27 protein-coding genes and 1 pseudogene are annotated in these 14340 nt (G+C 70.9%); 24 read left to right on the plus strand and 4 right to left on the minus strand.

Annotated features, from left to right (window positions below; translation table 11 throughout):
• The first annotated feature begins 13 nt into the window (after positions 1–13).
• From ACVHNB_RS32690 to ACVHNB_RS32765, 16 genes are all read left to right on the plus strand, one after another.
• The gene (locus ACVHNB_RS32690) at positions 14–451 is read left to right on the plus strand and encodes a hypothetical protein (RefSeq protein ID WP_456226509.1); all 438 of its coding nucleotides are present in this window, start codon (positions 14–16) and stop codon (positions 449–451) included.
• A 75-nt stretch (positions 452–526) separates the two neighbouring features.
• The gene (locus ACVHNB_RS32695) at positions 527–1384 is read left to right on the plus strand and encodes a hypothetical protein (protein ID WP_456226510.1); all 858 of its coding nucleotides are present in this window, start codon (positions 527–529) and stop codon (positions 1382–1384) included.
• Complete coding sequence (locus tag ACVHNB_RS32700; RefSeq protein ID WP_456226511.1) at positions 1381–2013, plus strand: zinc finger domain-containing protein; 633 nt, start codon at positions 1381–1383, stop codon at positions 2011–2013. Before ACVHNB_RS32695 ends, ACVHNB_RS32700 begins: the two co-directional genes overlap by 4 nt.
• The gene (locus ACVHNB_RS32705) at positions 2010–2198 is read left to right on the plus strand and encodes a hypothetical protein (RefSeq protein ID WP_456226512.1); all 189 of its coding nucleotides are present in this window, start codon (positions 2010–2012) and stop codon (positions 2196–2198) included. Before ACVHNB_RS32700 ends, ACVHNB_RS32705 begins: the two co-directional genes overlap by 4 nt.
• 77 nt (positions 2199–2275) lie before the next feature.
• Positions 2276–2791: a hypothetical protein gene (locus ACVHNB_RS32710; RefSeq protein WP_456226513.1), complete on the plus strand. Its 516-nt coding sequence runs from the start codon at positions 2276–2278 to the stop codon at positions 2789–2791.
• Positions 2792–2868: 77 nt separating this feature from the next.
• Positions 2869–3312, plus strand: a complete 444-nt coding sequence (locus ACVHNB_RS32715) for a DUF4326 domain-containing protein (protein ID WP_456226514.1) — start codon at positions 2869–2871, stop codon at positions 3310–3312.
• A complete protein-coding gene (locus tag ACVHNB_RS32720; RefSeq protein ID WP_456226515.1) occupies positions 3305–3712 on the plus strand; it encodes a hypothetical protein in 408 nt (135 codons plus the stop codon). Before ACVHNB_RS32715 ends, ACVHNB_RS32720 begins: the two co-directional genes overlap by 8 nt.
• Positions 3709–3906, plus strand: coding sequence for a hypothetical protein (locus tag ACVHNB_RS32725; protein ID WP_456226516.1), 198 nt, complete (start codon positions 3709–3711; stop codon positions 3904–3906). Before ACVHNB_RS32720 ends, ACVHNB_RS32725 begins: the two co-directional genes overlap by 4 nt.
• Positions 3906–4202, plus strand: coding sequence for a hypothetical protein (locus ACVHNB_RS32730; RefSeq protein ID WP_456226517.1), 297 nt, complete (start codon positions 3906–3908; stop codon positions 4200–4202). Before ACVHNB_RS32725 ends, ACVHNB_RS32730 begins: the two co-directional genes overlap by 1 nt.
• Entirely contained in the window at positions 4199–4606 is a 408-nt protein-coding gene (locus ACVHNB_RS32735; protein ID WP_456226518.1) for a hypothetical protein, read from the plus strand. The genes ACVHNB_RS32730 and ACVHNB_RS32735 overlap by 4 nt, the downstream gene beginning before the upstream one ends.
• Positions 4603–5730: a hypothetical protein gene (locus ACVHNB_RS32740; protein WP_456226519.1), complete on the plus strand. Its 1128-nt coding sequence runs from the start codon at positions 4603–4605 to the stop codon at positions 5728–5730. Before ACVHNB_RS32735 ends, ACVHNB_RS32740 begins: the two co-directional genes overlap by 4 nt.
• Positions 5727–6074: an HIT family protein gene (locus ACVHNB_RS32745; RefSeq protein ID WP_456226520.1), complete on the plus strand. Its 348-nt coding sequence runs from the start codon at positions 5727–5729 to the stop codon at positions 6072–6074. The genes ACVHNB_RS32740 and ACVHNB_RS32745 overlap by 4 nt, the downstream gene beginning before the upstream one ends.
• Before the next feature lie 97 nt (positions 6075–6171).
• Positions 6172–6912 carry a hypothetical protein gene (locus ACVHNB_RS32750; protein ID WP_456226521.1) on the plus strand — a complete coding sequence of 247 codons (741 nt, stop codon included), beginning with the start codon at positions 6172–6174 and terminating at the stop codon, positions 6910–6912.
• 389 nt (positions 6913–7301) lie between these two features.
• A complete protein-coding gene (locus ACVHNB_RS32755) occupies positions 7302–7514 on the plus strand; it encodes a hypothetical protein (RefSeq protein WP_456226522.1) in 213 nt (70 codons plus the stop codon).
• On the plus strand, positions 7511–7711 hold the full coding sequence (locus ACVHNB_RS32760; protein ID WP_456226523.1) for a hypothetical protein: 201 nt from the start codon (positions 7511–7513) through the stop codon (positions 7709–7711). Before ACVHNB_RS32755 ends, ACVHNB_RS32760 begins: the two co-directional genes overlap by 4 nt.
• A 491-nt stretch (positions 7712–8202) precedes the next feature.
• Positions 8203–8448, plus strand: coding sequence for a hypothetical protein (locus tag ACVHNB_RS32765; protein ID WP_456226524.1), 246 nt, complete (start codon positions 8203–8205; stop codon positions 8446–8448).
• Here the strand turns inward: ACVHNB_RS32765 and ACVHNB_RS32770 are convergent.
• From ACVHNB_RS32770 to ACVHNB_RS32785, 4 genes are all read right to left on the minus strand, one after another.
• Complete coding sequence (locus tag ACVHNB_RS32770) at positions 8420–8653, minus strand: hypothetical protein (RefSeq protein ID WP_456226525.1); 234 nt, start codon at positions 8651–8653, stop codon at positions 8420–8422. The two genes, ACVHNB_RS32765 and ACVHNB_RS32770, sit on opposite strands and share 29 nt — an antisense overlap.
• 88 nt (positions 8654–8741) lie before the next feature.
• Positions 8742–9125 carry a hypothetical protein gene (locus ACVHNB_RS32775; protein WP_456226526.1) on the minus strand — a complete coding sequence of 128 codons (384 nt, stop codon included), beginning with the start codon at positions 9123–9125 and terminating at the stop codon, positions 8742–8744.
• The gene (locus tag ACVHNB_RS32780) at positions 9122–9508 is read right to left on the minus strand and encodes a DUF6221 family protein (protein WP_456226527.1); all 387 of its coding nucleotides are present in this window, start codon (positions 9506–9508) and stop codon (positions 9122–9124) included. Before ACVHNB_RS32780 ends, ACVHNB_RS32775 begins: the two co-directional genes overlap by 4 nt.
• 2 nt (positions 9509–9510) lie before the next feature.
• Complete coding sequence (locus ACVHNB_RS32785) at positions 9511–9807, minus strand: helix-turn-helix domain-containing protein (protein ID WP_456226528.1); 297 nt, start codon at positions 9805–9807, stop codon at positions 9511–9513.
• Positions 9808–9974: 167 nt separating this feature from the next.
• Here ACVHNB_RS32785 and ACVHNB_RS32790 point away from each other — a divergent pair, with 167 nt between their 5' ends.
• The 8 genes and pseudogenes from ACVHNB_RS32790 (at position 9975) to ACVHNB_RS32825 (ending at position 14280) form a co-directional block, all read left to right on the plus strand.
• Positions 9975–10145 (plus strand): hypothetical protein, encoded by a 171-nt coding sequence (locus tag ACVHNB_RS32790; RefSeq protein ID WP_456226529.1) that lies wholly within the window; start codon positions 9975–9977, stop codon positions 10143–10145.
• Entirely contained in the window at positions 10142–10318 is a 177-nt protein-coding gene (locus tag ACVHNB_RS32795) for a hypothetical protein (protein WP_456226530.1), read from the plus strand. Before ACVHNB_RS32790 ends, ACVHNB_RS32795 begins: the two co-directional genes overlap by 4 nt.
• Positions 10319–10398: 80 nt before the next feature.
• Positions 10399–11223: pseudogene (locus tag ACVHNB_RS32800) on the plus strand (DUF2637 domain-containing protein); the annotation flags it as partial.
• Positions 11224–11512: 289 nt separating this feature from the next.
• Positions 11513–12082, plus strand: a complete 570-nt coding sequence (locus ACVHNB_RS32805; protein ID WP_456226531.1) for a hypothetical protein — start codon at positions 11513–11515, stop codon at positions 12080–12082.
• Positions 12079–12588 (plus strand): hypothetical protein, encoded by a 510-nt coding sequence (locus ACVHNB_RS32810; RefSeq protein WP_456226532.1) that lies wholly within the window; start codon positions 12079–12081, stop codon positions 12586–12588. Before ACVHNB_RS32805 ends, ACVHNB_RS32810 begins: the two co-directional genes overlap by 4 nt.
• 62 nt (positions 12589–12650) lie before the next feature.
• Entirely contained in the window at positions 12651–13193 is a 543-nt protein-coding gene (locus ACVHNB_RS32815; protein ID WP_456226533.1) for a hypothetical protein, read from the plus strand.
• A 138-nt stretch (positions 13194–13331) separates the two neighbouring features.
• Positions 13332–13499, plus strand: coding sequence for a hypothetical protein (locus tag ACVHNB_RS32820; RefSeq protein ID WP_456226534.1), 168 nt, complete (start codon positions 13332–13334; stop codon positions 13497–13499).
• Between the two features lie 430 nt (positions 13500–13929).
• Complete coding sequence (locus ACVHNB_RS32825; protein WP_456226535.1) at positions 13930–14280, plus strand: hypothetical protein; 351 nt, start codon at positions 13930–13932, stop codon at positions 14278–14280.
• Positions 14281–14340: the final 60 nt, after the last annotated feature.

Genomic DNA, 14340 nt, shown 5'->3' on the forward strand with positions numbered 1-14340 from the left:
AAAGGAACAGCACATGCCCAAGCTCAGCCCCGCCGACGTCCCCGAGGTCAAGCTCGACTCCGCCGCGGCGGCCGTCGAAGCGACCATGACCCGCGAGCAGCGCCGCGGCCTGTTCGAGAAGCCCGGCACCGTCGTCTACGCCATCGTCGAACTCACCTCGAAGTCCTACACCGGGCACGCCGAGGGCGAGGACAAGGACCCGCAGGTCAAGGTCCGCGTCACCGGCTGCGAGGTCGCCCGCAGCGACGAGGACGCCAAGTCCCTCATCGCGGCGCGCCGCGCGATGTACCGCGGCCGGCAGATCGACGGCACGTTCGACGAGGTCGGCAAGGGCCCCATCCACCCGGACACCGAGCTCGGTCTCCTCACCGCGACGAAGCCCACCGAGGCCGAGCTGAAGGAGCACAAGCGGCAGGCCGAAGACCGCCGCCGCTCCGAGTACGTCCGCTAGCGGCACCCCGCCCCGGGGCCGCCCTCGCGCGGCCCCGGCCGACCCCGACCAGTACGACCGAAAGAAGCGACGCAGATGCCTTGGGCACGATTCGACGACCGGTTCCCCTCGAACAGGAAGGTCCGCCTTCTGACCGACGGAGCGTTCCGTTTGTACGTCTCCGCGATCTGCTGGTCGGCCGAGAATCTCACCGACGGCGTCGTCAAGACGCACGAACTGCGACTCGTAAGCGACGTGAAGTCGTCACGAACGCGAGCGAAACAGCTCGTAGAAGCGGGCCTCTTTGAAGTCATCGAAGGTGTCGGCTGGAAGATCCACGACTACCACGAGTACAACCCCACCGCCGAACAGGCGAAGGCCGACCGCGCGGCGAAGACTGCACGTCAGAAGCGGTGGCGGGAGAAGCGGAACCAACAGCAGCCCGACCCCACTCCGCCCGACAACGGCTCCGATGTAGACGCGTCTACAGACGCGTCACAAGACGCGTCGCGCGACGGTACTAGAGACGCTGCCCCGACCCGACCCGACCCGACCCGTCCTTATAACGGGGTTGATCCGGGGGGGTCTTCTACAGGTAGTAGGGCGGCCGGCGCCGATTCCGCGCCCATCGACGACGCCCAGTTCGCCGTCACCGACGCCATGCGCCGATGGGCCCACGCCACCTACCCCGGCACCGACGTCGACCACAGCACCGCGCAGTTCGTCAGCCACTACCGAGCCACCGGCGCCACCCGCAAGAGCTGGCCCGACGCCTGGCAGAAGTGGATCCGCGACGACGCCAAGAAGGCCGCCGAGCGCAACAGCCGCCCGCAGCAGGGCGCATTCCTCGTCCCCCTCGACGGCGGCGGCCAGACCCCGCCCGCACCCCGCCGCAACACCACCGACGACCGCGTCGCCGGATGGCTCGCCCTCGCATCAGGAGACGACCAGTGACACCAGACGAAGCCGCCCGCCTCCTCGCCGCCTGCTCCGCCTTCGACAACAGGCAGCCCTCCGAAATGGGCAAGCAGGCATGGGCCGCAGCCCTCCGCGACCTCCCCGCCGACGACGACACCTTCGAAGCCGTCGCCCGCTACTACAGCGCGCCCGCCCAGCAGGGCGAGACCGGACGCCGGTGGATCGAACCCCACCACGTCCGCAGCTGGCGCACGAGGATCCGCGAGGAACGCCTCGGCACCACCATCCCGGCCTACACCCCGCCCGCCGAACCCGAGACCGGCAGCGAGTTCACCCGACGACGGCGCGCACAACTCACCGCGATCGCCGACGGCCGCGAACAGCCCGTCCCCGTCACCGCGCTCACCGGCGGACCGCACCCGCGCGTCGCCGCGGCCCTCGATGGAGTCGGCCACATGCCGGCCGACGAAGAGCCGTACATGCCCGACGGATTCCGCGAAGCCGTCGGCATGGCCGCCACCCCGCCCGAACTCCGCGTGCCCTGCCCCAAAGACGGCTGCAAAGCGCCCGCCCGCCAGCCCTGCAAAACCCCCCGCGGTCACCGACGCGCCACACCGCACCAGGCCCGCACCGACGCCGCCGCAGCAGCCCGAGGAGCCGCATGATCCGCGTCGACCTCCCCGACATCCCCACCACCGACCGCCTCATCGAAGCCCTCCACGTCGCCGCAGGAACCCGACCCGGCAGCCAACAAGCCACCGAATGGCGACAGATGGCACACGACCTGGAGCAAGCACTCGACCAACTCGGACCGGCACCGCTGCGACAGGTCCACCAGAACGCTGCCTGACCCGCGCACATCCGGTTAAGCCCGACCCGCGCGCACAACCCAACGCCGACCCAACGCCCGACCACCGAAGGAGCACCATGACCACCCGCCAGTTCACCCGCGAGCAGCTCGCCACCCTTGGCGTCCCGCCCGACAGCCCCGAGGACGTCGAGTACAGCGACACCCTCCTCGCCGACGAGCCCGTCACCGTCCTGAAGTACTCGCAGCAACGGCGCGCGATCTTCCGCGCCGAGGACGACGGAAAGGCGTACGCCGTCACCTACGAGGCCCCGATCGACTCCGGCAACTACGAGGTCGGCGGCGGCCCGGACAACCACGGCTGGTGGGGCGACACCGTCGAGGCCGTCGAGGTCGAGCAGCGGCCGAAGGTCATCACCACGTGGGAGCCCGTCGGCGAGCAGCCGTCCGGACTCGTCGGGCCGTACCAGTACACCGATGCCGAGGGCGACTTGCTGCACATCAGCGTCCCGGGCGATCCCGCGAGCGGCGGCCCGTCGATCAGCTTCTACACCGGGGATGAGCCCGTCCACGTGCCCGTCGAAGAGATCGAGGGCCTGATCGCCGCGGTGCGCCGCCTGGCCTCCCGGCCGTGAGCAGCAGGACGGCCGGCCCTGCTCTTATCAGGGCCGGCCGCTCCCCGAAGTCCATCACACGACACCCCGGAGCCACCATGACCAGCCGTCAGATCGCCCTCGACACCACACCCCGCCGCATCCACCGCCGCCGCACCAAGGGATGGCGCGCCCCCGACGGCGCCGTCTACGTCGGCCGCGGCAGCAAGTGGGGCAACCCCTGCACACAGGTCCGCATGCCCGCCCTCGACGGCTCCGAGTGGGAGCGGGAGGGCCGCCTCGGCAAGACCTCCGGACAGCACCACGGGTTCGTCCACCCCGACAAGACGATCACCTCGCACCTGGTGCTCGACGCGACGCGGGAGCAGGCCGTCGAGATGTACCGGCAGTGGGTCGCCGACCGGCCGTCGCTCGCCGCCGCGGCGCGCACCGAGCTGGCCGGCCGCGACCTCATGTGCTGGTGCCCGCCCGGCGAGCCGTGCCACGCCGACGTGCTCCTCGCCATCGCCAACCCCCAGCAGACGGAGGCCGACCGTGGCTGACACCCGCACCGACACCGAACTCCTCGCCGAACTCGGCCCGCTCGCCGCGGTCATCGCCGACAAGATCCGCACCGTGCCCGTCCGCATCGGGCCCGGCGGCGCCGACGACCTGATCAGTGAACTCACCATCGCGGTCGCCGTGTACTGCGGGAAGCACGTCCTCCCTGCCGACGCGCTCGCGCTCGCCAACCCGCCGCTCCCACCCACCACCGAGTGGATCGTCGAGATCCAGTGGCACGACGGCGGGTGGCAGCACTTCGCCCGGCTGACCGACGGGCGGGAACAAGTGCAGGAAGCCTTTGCCGAGTTGGCCGCCCGCGATCCGCACGCCTTCCGCCTCATCCGCGCCACCACGACCTACGCCGTCGAGGCCGAGCACACCCCGGAGCAGCAGCCGTGATCGTTCACGACCTCGCCACCCTCGGCCCCGACCTCATCCGCAACGCCATCATCAGCGCCGCCGCGATCACCGGACTCGGCGCCGCACTCCTCGTCCTCGGCATCGCACTCATCACCGCCGCCGTCACCGGGAACGTCCCCGTGCCCCGCAGGCGCAGCAAGCAGGACGCAGCCGAGTACGGGCCGGCCGCCTGATGTCCCGCCTCGGCGTCGCGCTGCTCGTCTGGCCGTTCGCCTCCGCGCTCCTGCTCACCATCCGGTGGGCAGGGCGCACCCTCTACCGCTGGACCCGGGCCCGCTTCCGCATCCACAGCCCGAACACCACACCGCACACCAGCCCCCACCCGAGCCCCGACCACAGCGCAACAGCCCACGGCCAACCCACCGCAAGGTGCATCGCCGTTCCCCACAGCAGCCCCGCCACCAACCAGACCGAGATCACGCGCGCCCACATCATGCCGTCCAACTACCCCCGAACGGAGCCCCGATGACACCCGCACTCCGCACCGCCCGCACCTGCACCGCCGCCACCGCCGCACTCGGCCTCTGCGCCCTCCAGACCGGCGCCGAAGGCCAGTGGATCGCCCTCAGCCTCAGCCTCTACGGCGCCGCCTTCTTCGCCTGGTGCGCGCGCCGCTCCTACGACGACCACAACCGGACCCTCACTGAGCACGCCAACGCCCGCCGTACCGCCGCCGAACTGGCCGCCGCCGGCCGGTGCTGCCGACTCGCCGACCACTCCGGCGGCCGCGCCCACGGCACCGACTGCGCCCGGCCACCCACCGGCCTCGCCGACCTCGACGAGGCGACGTGCTGCCTGGAGGCGTTCATGTTCCGCGGCAGAGAGCACGCCCGTACCTGCCCGACCCGCACGACGAGGAGCAGCGCCGCATGACCGACCGCATCCCGCTGGACGACCTGACCAGCGACCAGCTCGACGCCCTGTACCAGCGGGCCGAGCAGGCCGAGGCTGTCATCGAACGCGCCCACTACGCGCGCCGCCGCATCAACTCCGCGCTCATCGCCGTCAAGCCGCTGCTCACCACGCCCTACGCCGACGATCCACGCTGGACACCATGGACGCGCTTCGTGGAGCCCGCCCTACGCGGACTCGCGGGCGCCCTGGACGTGCCCAGCCCGACGCCCGTGCCGGACCCTTTCGCCGCCGAGTTCGCGGCCACCGGACGAGCTCTCGCCCGAGCAGGTCAACACCTGAGCACCATCGCCGGTGACGCGATCCGCCGCAGCCTCGCCGCCGGGGCCGCGCGCTGTGACGAAGCCGTCGACATGATGCGCCACACCGGGCACCTCAACGACCAGCTCCGCGCCGTCATCGAGCCCATCCTCTACGAGTACCCGAAGCACAAGCACGCCAGCGAACACGAGGCAGTGCTCGCCGAGATCGTCACGGCTGTCCTCGGCGTCGTCCTCCCCGGAGCGCGCGCCACGGCCACTCTCGGCCGGATGTCCGAGGCCGACGTGCAGCGGGTCATCGACGTCATCGAGCAGGGCCCGCCGGACGAGCCCCTCGACACGCAGTGGGAACGCGGCTGGGACGCTGCCATGGACGCAATCCGCGCCGCCCTGACCCCCGTCCCGGCAGCGACCGAAGCGACCAACACGGTGCAGTACTGGACCGACCAAGCCGCCGCCTACGCGAAGGACCGCGACGGCGCGTACCGCGAACGCGCGCACCTTGTTGCCCTCCTCGCCGCCATGACCTCCGACGCCGTTATCGCACCCGCCCCGGACGTCGACGAGCCGGGATGGCAGATCGCGTACCTCACCATCGGGGACCGTCAGGCCAGTTGGCACATCAGCCCGCGCGACGCCGAACTGTTCGCGGCCGTCGAGCACGTCGAGGCAGACGACCCGCGCGCGCAGTGGGACGGCCACACCACCGACGAGAAGTACGAGCACATCGCCGCGACCACGGCCGAGTTGATGCAGCGCTGCGGCCCGGAGTGCTCCGAGGGACACACCGAGACCGGACGCTGCGAGATCGCGAGGAACCGATGACCGAGCCCTGCCCGTTCTGCGAGATCAACATCGGGCACATCCCCGCCACGTTCGTTGACGAGTGGTGCGACACCTTCGCAATCGTGCCGCTCAACCCCGTCGTCGACGGCCACGTCCTTGTGATCCCGAAGACGCACACCCCCGACTTCGGTCACGACCCGGACGTGACCGCGCGCACGATGCGGCGCGCCGCGCAGTTGGCACAGAAGTCGGACCGGCCGATGAACCTGATCACCAGCCGAGGCCGAGAGGCCACGCAGTCCGTGTTCCATCTGCACCTGCACCTCGTGCCCCGCACCGAGGGCGACCGGCTCGCACTGCCCTGGCACAGCGGCCGTCACTGAACAGCACGAAGGGGCGCGCCACTTCCGACCTCCCCAGGCCAGGCACGCCCCATCCGGTGGGACCAACGTACCGCCCCACGCACCACAGGAGCACCCGATGAACCCCACCGCCACACACCTCCGCACCATCGCCCTCCACTGGACCGACCTGCGCGAAGCCGCGGGCCAGCCTGCCCAGTTGGGCGCGTTCGGCCTCGGCCTCCGCGGCTACCTCGCCCGCCTCGACGACGCCGAGCAGCTGGAGTACGAACGCCACCAGGCCGCACACCTCCGCGCCCAGGAACGCGACCCGATGCAGCTCGGCGACCGGCCCGTCCCCGTCCGTCTGCACATCCTCGACACGATGCGCGCCGTCGAGGCCGCACTCACCGCGTGCGCCGACGACATCGCCCGCCAAGTCCAGCGCGCACCCATGTCGATGCCGACGGCACGCCTGGCCACGTACAGCAGCCAGCGCGCAGCCGACATCGCCCACCAGGACCGGCAGCGACAGGCCGCCCTCGCGCAGGCCGACTTGGCGGACCCGAAGCGGTGGCGGCACACCGGCCGCCGCGACGCCGTCCGCGCCGCCCTGTGGCTCCTCGCCCGCGTCGAGTACCGGCCTGGGCCGTGCCGTGCGATCGACGCCGCACAGGCCCGCCGAATCGGGAAGGTCGCGGCCGGCGCTGCCGAGCGCGTCGAGCGGGCCCTCGACATCGCCGCGCAGACACGCACCCTCGCCCAACGCTGCCCGTGTGGCGGGGAGATCGAGATGCACGGTGGCGAGGGCCGCGCGCCGCTCGCGCACTGCGGAGGCTGCGGACGCATCTGGACGGAGAGCGGGATGGTGGCGGCATGAGGGCCGGGGCGGCTGTCAGTGGTATGCCGTACGGTTTGAGTAGGCGCGGGGCCTGTCCAAAATTCGAGTAGAAACGGATACCCCGCAGTGGAAACAGTTCAGGTTGACTTCCGCGGTGGCCCATGTGACGGGCACGTCGAGGCTTGGCCCATCACGCGGCAACTTGTGGTGGAGTGCCGTCTCACGCTCGACTACGACCCGGGGACGATAGCGATCTACGTACTCGGCGAAGAGACGCCGGAGCCGCCACGTCGCGCCACTTACCTTTACTTGACCACCGTGGCCACCCCCGCGCCGTAACTCGCAGCCCATCTACAGCAGCGGCCGGGCCCCGTTGCGCGCTGCGAAGGGTGCGGGCGGATCTGGACCGAGGGTGGGATGGTGGCGGCATGAGCGAACGCCGGTACGTTGCGCGCTACATGCGGCTCCAGAAGCAGGGCGCCATGGAGTGCGAGAGCCTCGATCGGGCCGTGGCGTTCCTGAGCGAGGGCGCCGACAGCGGCCAGTGCTCCCCGGTCGGCGTCCTCGGCCCGGACGGGGCGGTCGTGCTGAGCGGGGACGACCTGCGCGACCGCATGGACGAGTACCGGGGGCTCTCGTGAGCGCCGCAGATCGGACTCTGCTGGCAACCGGCTATGCGGTCTCCGCGCTCGGCATCGTCACCGCGGTGTGCGGCATCGCGATGTTCTGGGGCCCACTGCGGCAGGTGCTCGGAGCCCCGGCCATCATCGCGATCGGGATCGGCACGTACGTCCTCGGCCGCTGGTACGTCTACGAGGTGCGCAGAGGCAGGCATTGAGGAAGCCCGCCGACCAGTACCCCTACGGTCGGCGGGCTCCTGTACCCCCAAGGGGCCATCAACGCTACGCCCCACACCAGTGCCCCGAAAGACCTCGTGCGGGGCGCTACCCCCTCCTGCCGGTGGAGTCACACGTCGTCGTCGGACCACTCCATACCTGTAGCAAGGTCGAGGTGCCGCAGCTGCGGACCATGCGGCGCCCGGCCACACACCACGTCGAGGTGCTCCGCCTCCGGCCAGAACGTGGCCGTGGAACCGCACAGCGCGTCGGCCGGCTCAGCATCCGGAGGGCCCACCTCACGAGCCAGCCGCGGATCCCACGACCGGACCGCGGCAACGTCCGCCTCGACACCCCACCGGGCCGGATCGGCATCCCCCGCGTCAGCGTGAGCGCGAGCCTCAGCGGCAGCACGGCGAGCACGGCCAGCACGCTCTCGCGCCGCCGCCACGTCGTCCGGCTCGGCCGGACCGCGCCGCCTAAAGTCGCTCACATGATCGAGTCTAGATCCGGAGGCGAGCAGCCCCCAGGCCGCTACCACCTCACCCTCACCATCGACGGCAAGCGCATCGCAGACGGCTGGTGGGACGACCCCGACATCGCTGACGGGAAGTTCACCAGCTTCCGCCGCGAGCACGTCGACAACGCCGGCGCCCACGTCCTCCTCACCGAGTGGGACGACGGGAAGGAGTGGACTCTCCGCGAGTGGCCTACTCCTCAGGCTTCGGAGGGTGCCTGACCGTCTGCCGGAGTTCCTTCTCGACGGCGTACCGGTTGAGCTCGTTCTCCCGCGCGTACTCGGTGACCGCGGCGTCCACCTTGGCCGCGGCCTCGAACCACACCTCGCGCTGCTTGCTCCGCTGCTCGTCGTCGAGGTGCTCGATCTTGCGGCCCTCGTCGTCGGCCGCGCGCTGCAATTCGATCAATCTGTCAGGTAGGTCCACGGGCGGATCTTAAGCGGGCCCTCGACGAACGGCGCGCGGGCACGACGAAGCCCCCGCCCTGATGGGTCGGGGGCTCGTTCGTGTGCGGCTACAGGTCGCGCCAGTCCTCCGGATAGTGGGGCCGCTCCTCGCGGATCTGCCGCCAGCTCTCGGCCATCTCAGCCTGTCGCGCCTTCTCTCGCTCGGCGGCGTCTCGGCGGTCTCGCTCCAGCCGGGGCCGTTCCTCTGGCGTCACGGGTGGCACGCGATGCCGATAGAGGAAGGCGCCATCGTCTGCCCGTCGCGGCCAGCCAGCGTCACGCAGGGGCTCGTACTCGGCTGCGTTCGTGGGCGTCGGCTCTAGGTGTGCAGTGAGCGGCTCCGAGGCAGACGGCACGATTGGGATCAGGTAGAGCGGCGGCGGAGCCTCGTCGGGAATCTCGTAGGTACGGCCGTCAGCGGGGCCGCCGATGAACCTGAGCTGGATAGTCACGGCCGCCACTCCTCGCGGTAGCCGGGCCGGTCCGCGTACGGCAGGGCGAGCAGACGCAGCACGCTGTGCCCGTGCTTCGTGCGATAGCCGCACCCGGGCCCGGAGTCGCACAGGTACAGGTCCGCCTGTCGGATGATCTCCCGCTTGGCTTCGATCTCGCGCAGCACCCGCGCCGGATCGTGGGCGACGATGTGGTGGACGAATTCCTCGTTCAGTCCCGACGCGATCACCGCGTTCCGCGAGCGGACCTCCCATTCGTACTCGTCGGTTCGGGCCGCGTCCCAGCCGTTGAAGGTCCGTGTGCCAGCGCACCACTCCGTCGCCCGCGCGATCCGCTCATCCTCGTCGAGCTGATCGCCGAGCCACTGCGCGAGATCATCCACCGCTACGCCTCCGCGTCACTCTTCTTCGGCCGCGTAGTCCCCGACCCCTTGTAGCCGCGGAACACCGCCTGCACCGTACTGAGCTTCACGCCGAGCCGCGCCGCGATCTGCCGATACGAGAGATCCTCTTCCACGTTCAGTCGACGGATCACCTCATCCCGCTCACGGGACCACTCCTTGTTGCGCTCGGCCTGAGCGGCCATGACCTGACTCTTCGCGCGAACCCGCTGCTCCAAGTCGGCGATCTGCTCGACCGCATCAAGGGCGTCCGACACGCGGCGCACCTCCTCGTCGCTCATCCCGGCCCTTTCTTTCGGTGGGCCGCTTGCGCTGAACTGTAGGGGACCCCTACAGTCCTCAGCAAGCAGCCGAACGCTGCTGATGCACAAAGCCCCCGGCCCGGCGCTGGAACGCCATATGGGCCGGGGGCGGACCCACCCACAACGCGAGAAGGAGCAGGTCCGCTATGGAGCGTACCGATCAGACCTCGGCCGATGAAGCCGCCCGCGTCGCCGAACTCCAGCGCAAGGCCGCCGAGGACTACGCGAAGGCCCAGGCCGCCGCGCAACAGGCCGCCGCCCGCAACCAGCTCGCCGAGGCCCGTGCTCACGGCAACGAGCAGGCAGGCAATCGATGAGCCTCCTTGGCCGACTCCTCGGCACCGACAAGCGGCGCGGCGTCGACCGGTACCGCCCCGACACCAGCAGCGCCGACGCCTCCGCGCGACGCCGTGCCGGCCACCGCGCCCGCGTCTTCCGCGACGGCGACGCGGCCGGGGAGCGCTTCCGCGGCCGCCGCAACTGGACCTGATCGCCACTGACCGGCCGGGTCCCGCCACATCCCCCGGGGCGGGCCCGGCCACCTCTCGCTCCTTGGAGGCACCCGTGAAGATGACGCGCCTACAGCGCCGACTCGTCGTCGCCGTCGCCGTCGGCGCCGCGGTCATCGCCGCGATCGGCTTCATCGGCTCATACGCGGCCGTCGCCGACCTCGCCGAGCGCAAGGACTTCGGCGCGTTCGCCACGATCTTCCCGATCGGCATCGACGCCGGGATCCTCGTACTCCTCGCACTCGACCTGCTCCTCACCTGGCTCGGCATGACGCTGCCACTGCTGCGCCACACGGCATGGCTCCTCACCGGCGCAACGATCACCTTCAACGGCGCCGCCGCCTGGCCCGACCCCATCGGCACCGGCATGCACGCCGTCATCCCCGTGCTCTTCGTGGTCATCGTCGAAGCCGCACGGCACGCCATCGGCCAGGCCGCGGCCATCACCGCCGGCCGCCACATGGACTCGGTGCGCCTCTCGCGGTGGCTGCTCTCTCCGCTGTCGACGTTCCGACTGTGGCGCCGCATGAAGCTGTGGGAACTCCGCTCGTACGACGCCGTGATCGAGCTGGAGCAGTCCCGACTCGTCGAACGGGCTCGGCTCCGCTCCCGCTACGGCTGGCGCTGGCGCTGGCGTGCGCCCGTCGGTGCCGTCATGGCGCTGCGCCTCACCCGCTACGGCCGGGCCCTGGCCCCGGTCGAGGGTGTCCTCAACATCGAGCGCGTCCCGACGAACACTGCGCCCGCGCTGGCGAACACGACACCGCCCGCGGCGATCGAGTCGGCCACGTTCGCCGCCGCAGCCGAGCAGGCGATCGACGTTGTTCGCGAACCCGAGCAGGCCGAACGCGAGCAGCCGAACGCCGTCGCGAACACCGCACCTGCCGCCCCGAACACGGTCCGCGAACACGTCGCGAACGCTGCCGTGACCAGCCCGAACCCCGATCGCGAGCAGTCGCCGAGCATGGCCGACGTCGTCCGCGAACAGATCGCGATCCACCCGAGCAACGCGGACGCCGTTCGCGGCGTGATCGCGATCATCCCCACTGCGAACAAGGCGAGCGTGGCGGCCACTGTTCGCCGCGAACGAGGCAAAGCCGCGATGGAAGGCGGCTACGGATGATCTCCGCCCTCGACCCCGTCGCCCTGACCCGTCTTGCCGAGAGGCCCACCCCATGACCAACACCCGCCCCGGGCCCGACGAGCGGCGCGTCCGCGCGATCCTCCGCAGGCGCGGCGTCAGCCTCGGCACCAGCGAGGAGCAGCCGCTCCCGCCCGCCCCCGAGCACCTGCCGCCCGGCTTCCCCACCCGCCCCCGCGACTGGCTCGACGACGTCCTCGACGGCAACGCCGACACTCCGACGCCGCGCCCCGCTCCCGCACCGATCGCCGATCCGCCGGCCGAGGCCACCGCCCCGGAGCCGGACGAGCGCCGTGACTGGTCGTGGCTGATGCGGTGGATCCGCCCTTGGCAGTCCTTCACCGCCGGCGCCGTCAGCGTCCTGCCCCTGTTCAACGGCTGGTCCCTGGCCACCGGTTGGGCGCGCGCCCTGCACGAGATGCGCACCGACACCCTCGCCGGCGCCTACACCACGGCGCTCCTCGCCCTCGGCGCGGCGTTCCTCCTCGACAAGCGCCGTAAGCGCTGGCTGCTCCGCCTCGCCCTGATCACCACCGCCGTGGGATCCCTCGGCGTCCTCGACTGGTTCGACCCGATCACCTTCGTCACAGGAGTCCACCGATGACCGGCACCGGCCTTACCTTCGCGGGCGTCGCAATCGTCCTCGTCGTCCTGTGGGCGAACCTCCGCCGCTGGTGGTCGGGCGACCGCGACCCCGCCAAGCTCAAGTCCTTCGGGCTCGGCTCGCTCCTCGGCGCGCTGTCGACGATGTGCGCCGGTGGCATGCTCGGCTGGCTCGCCGGATGCTCGGCCAAGGCCGCGAACACGGGCGGCGGCAAGGGAGTTCAGGCCGCCACCGGCACGGCATCCGAGGCCGCGATCACGCACGGCGACCTTGGCCAGCTCACCCCTGAAGGCGCAGTGATCGTCTTCCTGATCACCTGCGGGACGATCTTCGCGTTCCGCGCCGCAGGCAAGGATGAGCGGAAACGCATGGTCGGCGGGATCTTCTGCGGCGTCTGTCTGTGCCTCACCGCCGGAGTCGCCTCCGCCCTCGACTTCCTGCCCGACCTCATCAACCAGGCCGGGACCGTGCTGAAGGACAGCGTGCAGGGGGCGGGCCTGCTGTGAAGTTCCTCGCCCGTACCGTCCGTGTGCGCACGGCGGAGCGTCTTGCCCGGGGTAGCGCAATCGTGTGGCAACGCCGTACCGCTGCCCTCACCGCGTGGGTGCGGCGCGGACGCCGCGACGACCTCACCGGCTGGCGCGCGGCCCTCGGCCCCGTCCTCCGCCTCGTCCTGCTCGGCGTCCTTGCCTGGATTGCGTACGGCATCCTCCGCGCGCTGCCGTGGCTGTGCAGCCTGTTCGCCGCCCTGTGGTGCCGGGCCGCGTGGAAGGCCGGACGAGCGCCCTCGGAGCAGCCCTCCGAGGCGGCCCCGGCAGCGCCTCCAGGGGAGACGATCCGCGCGCTCCTGCTGGACCTCATGGGCAGCGACTCCGCGGTGCACCTCTCGACCGTCCTGGACCACCTCCAGCAGCGCCCCGATACCGCGGCCCTCACGGCCTCCTGGCAGGTGTCCGATCTGCGCTCTCAGTTGGAGGCCTTGGGGGTTCGCGTGCACCCCAAGGTGAAGGCCGGCGGGCGGGGTCCGACGAGGGGTGTGCGGCGCGTTGATCTGGCCCCTGCCCCGGCTGCGGCGCCTGAGACGTCTACCGCGCCGTCTACCGCCGTCTGACCTGCGCGTCTACCGGTTCATCTACCGCGATCTACCGGGATATCTACCCGGTCATCTACCCCGGAGCGGCCGCCCGCCTGGCAGCTAGTCGGCCGCCCCGGTTCACCCACCCCGATCACACGAGACAGGACGGCCATCATGGCACTGCGCCGAGACATGCCCATCCGCGACGACGACGCCGCGCAGCAGACCACCACGCACACCACGACCTATCAGGCGTCCCGGGGCGGCTACTACCCGCCGAACCAGGCACAGAGCGCACAGCCGGAGGGCGCCACCCACACCGTGGAGCGGGCGGACAAGTAGCCGGCGCTGCGCCGCACTGAAAGCTGCGCGCCGTGTAACGCCCGGCATGAGAGCCCCGCTGCGTCCCCCGTCGTGGCGGGGCTCTCGCGTGCCCGAGGGCAGATATTCATCAGGCGTTGAATTACAGCCGACGATCATGCACACTGGGCCGCAGATTTGGCGTGCCCGAAAACGAGCGACTGTCACAGGTCAGCCACAGGCGTTCACAATTCCCCCACACCCGCGGATGATGGCCCCTCGCCACGCCATCCCTGGGGGGACCATGAACCAGCAGCCGCCACGCTGGCCACAACAGCCGCCACCGCACGCACAGCAGACACCGCCCCCAGGATGGGGAACCCCCACACCGCCACCCCAATGGGGTGCTCAGCCGCCGCGGCCACCCAAGAAGCAGCCGCCTCGTCTCGCAATCGCCCTCACCATTGGGGGCGTGATCGCGTTCATCGGACTCGCCGGTGTGATGGTGCCGGACGGCAGCGACGAACCAGAGGCCAAGTCCAACACCAGCGCAGCGCCCGCCAAGGCTGACCCCGACAAGCTCGACGACGCGGGCAAGTTCGCGTGCGACGACTTCGCCAAGGACTACAAGGCCGCCGTGACCACACCGGACCGGCTCGACCTCGCCCACAAGGTCAACAAGTGGGCGCCCAAGTCGCAGACGCGGAACATCGCCGATAACGGCAAGGTGCTCGCGCGCGGCGCCGGCGGATCCGACGGGGCATGGCAGATCGCCGCAGACGCGTTCGCGCAGTCCTGCCTCGACGCCGGGTGGAAAGCCTGACCGATCACTGACGAGCCCGGCCGCCACGTCGCAGCGGCCGGGCTTTCGCACGCCCGGGGG

It is taken from the genome of Streptomyces sp. YJ-C3, from assembly GCF_053891275.1.

Bases quoted from the DNA above. Each gene is read 5' to 3' on its own strand.
- ACVHNB_RS32690 (WP_456226509.1), top strand. From the start codon at position 14: ATGCCCAAGCTCAGCCCCGCCGACGTCCCCGAGGTCAAGCTCGACTCC.
- ACVHNB_RS32695 (WP_456226510.1), top strand. From the start codon at position 527: ATGCCTTGGGCACGATTCGACGACCGGTTCCCCTCGAACAGGAAGGTC.
- ACVHNB_RS32705 (WP_456226512.1), top strand. From the start codon at position 2,010: ATGATCCGCGTCGACCTCCCCGACATCCCCACCACCGACCGCCTCATC.
- ACVHNB_RS32710 (WP_456226513.1), top strand. From the start codon at position 2,276: ATGACCACCCGCCAGTTCACCCGCGAGCAGCTCGCCACCCTTGGCGTC.
- ACVHNB_RS32715 (WP_456226514.1), top strand. From the start codon at position 2,869: ATGACCAGCCGTCAGATCGCCCTCGACACCACACCCCGCCGCATCCAC.
- ACVHNB_RS32730 (WP_456226517.1), top strand. From the start codon at position 3,906: ATGTCCCGCCTCGGCGTCGCGCTGCTCGTCTGGCCGTTCGCCTCCGCG.
- ACVHNB_RS32735 (WP_456226518.1), top strand. From the start codon at position 4,199: ATGACACCCGCACTCCGCACCGCCCGCACCTGCACCGCCGCCACCGCC.
- ACVHNB_RS32740 (WP_456226519.1), top strand. From the start codon at position 4,603: ATGACCGACCGCATCCCGCTGGACGACCTGACCAGCGACCAGCTCGAC.
- ACVHNB_RS32745 (WP_456226520.1), top strand. From the start codon at position 5,727: ATGACCGAGCCCTGCCCGTTCTGCGAGATCAACATCGGGCACATCCCC.
- ACVHNB_RS32750 (WP_456226521.1), top strand. From the start codon at position 6,172: ATGAACCCCACCGCCACACACCTCCGCACCATCGCCCTCCACTGGACC.
- ACVHNB_RS32755 (WP_456226522.1), top strand. From the start codon at position 7,302: ATGAGCGAACGCCGGTACGTTGCGCGCTACATGCGGCTCCAGAAGCAG.
- ACVHNB_RS32765 (WP_456226524.1), top strand. From the start codon at position 8,203: ATGATCGAGTCTAGATCCGGAGGCGAGCAGCCCCCAGGCCGCTACCAC.
- ACVHNB_RS32785 (WP_456226528.1), bottom strand. From the start codon at position 9,807: ATGAGCGACGAGGAGGTGCGCCGCGTGTCGGACGCCCTTGATGCGGTC.
- ACVHNB_RS32790 (WP_456226529.1), top strand. From the start codon at position 9,975: ATGGAGCGTACCGATCAGACCTCGGCCGATGAAGCCGCCCGCGTCGCC.
- ACVHNB_RS32795 (WP_456226530.1), top strand. From the start codon at position 10,142: ATGAGCCTCCTTGGCCGACTCCTCGGCACCGACAAGCGGCGCGGCGTC.
- ACVHNB_RS32805 (WP_456226531.1), top strand. From the start codon at position 11,513: ATGACCAACACCCGCCCCGGGCCCGACGAGCGGCGCGTCCGCGCGATC.
- ACVHNB_RS32810 (WP_456226532.1), top strand. From the start codon at position 12,079: ATGACCGGCACCGGCCTTACCTTCGCGGGCGTCGCAATCGTCCTCGTC.
- ACVHNB_RS32820 (WP_456226534.1), top strand. From the start codon at position 13,332: ATGGCACTGCGCCGAGACATGCCCATCCGCGACGACGACGCCGCGCAG.